This window comes from Pseudomonas sp. RW409 (assembly GCF_003184125.1).
Taxonomy (GTDB): domain Bacteria; phylum Pseudomonadota; class Gammaproteobacteria; order Pseudomonadales; family Pseudomonadaceae; genus Aquipseudomonas; species Aquipseudomonas chlororaphis_I.
Window position 1 is genome coordinate 1,078,769 of the sequence record NZ_QHHP01000041.1, and the last position, 1,025, is coordinate 1,079,793.

Sequence of the window (1,025 nt, forward strand, 5' to 3'; positions counted from 1 at the left end):
AGCGTAAAGCGTCCAGCCCCCCAACCAGGTCCAGGCGTTCCTGATCGAGTACGGTCAACCAACTGACGGTCTTGATCCTGGCGGGTTTGAACTGCGGACGATTAGCCAGCAATCCCGCAGTGCCGACATCCAGGCCAGGCATGCGCGCCGCCATGAAAGCCTCAGTCGGCTGATTATCGTCCCGGTTGGTTATTGAGAGGTTGTAGGCATGGCCAGCATAGCCCTGCTTTGGGTTCAGTCGCCGTGCAAAGTCTAGGAACAGTTGCAAGAATCTCAGTGGCTGCTGTTCCTGGTAGAGAAGTGGTACGGAGAATTCCAGAACGCTAAGGTCATCCCCTATCTTTGCTTCCCAAGCGGCTTGGCCAAAAATATCGAAGTACCAAGCGCTTGCATCGTTAGATTGCTTGCCGCAGGTGTAGTAAAAGCTCAGCGGGTAATCCTCATCCATATTGGCCAGCATGTCGCGCAATGGCTTTGCATCAGGGTACGCCGTCAGCGGCTTGCCCTCTGGCGGTTCCTCACGCCAAAGCCAGGTGAGATAAGGCTCGGCCAATCGCTTGAACTCGTCGAAGCATTGGCACAGTGCCTCGCGCACCAGAGGGGTATGGGCCTCCTTGAAGTAGAGCGTGCCCCGTAGGCAGAGCACGGCGCCGATATAGTCCTCGGGGCCACCCTTCATTAGCAGGTTGCCGGGCACTTCCAGCAGATGAGGCTGTTTGGCCAGCTCCTCAGCCAAATTGAACTCCTGTTCCAGCGGCATTCTGAGCAAAACTAGAGGCGCTCTACCAGGGTGTTCGCAGCGTTCAGGCAGGGTTCGTCAGCAAGCAGCCTGGCACGCCAGCCAGCTATCTCACTCTCATCCACATCCAGGCGTTTGAGCCACTGATCGGCCGACCAGCCGACCAGGCGCAGTTCGCCGTCGTGAGAACCTCCGTGCAACGAGCCCACGGTCTCGTAGCGGATGCCCTTGAGGACATGGTTCAGCAGTACGTAGGGGGCGGGCCTCGGGTCTTCGGCATCGCCGC

2 protein-coding genes are annotated in these 1,025 nt (G+C 58.4%); both read right to left on the minus strand.

Annotated features, from left to right (window positions below; all coding sequences use genetic code 11):
- Nucleotides 1-754: type VI immunity family protein (locus DK261_RS25370; RefSeq protein WP_110176991.1), on the minus strand; the 754-nt coding region annotated here is incomplete at its 3' end.
- 17 nt (nt 755-771) lie between these two features.
- On the minus strand, nt 772-1,025 hold a 254-nt coding region (locus tag DK261_RS25375), incomplete at its 5' end, for a type VI immunity family protein (RefSeq protein ID WP_146218557.1).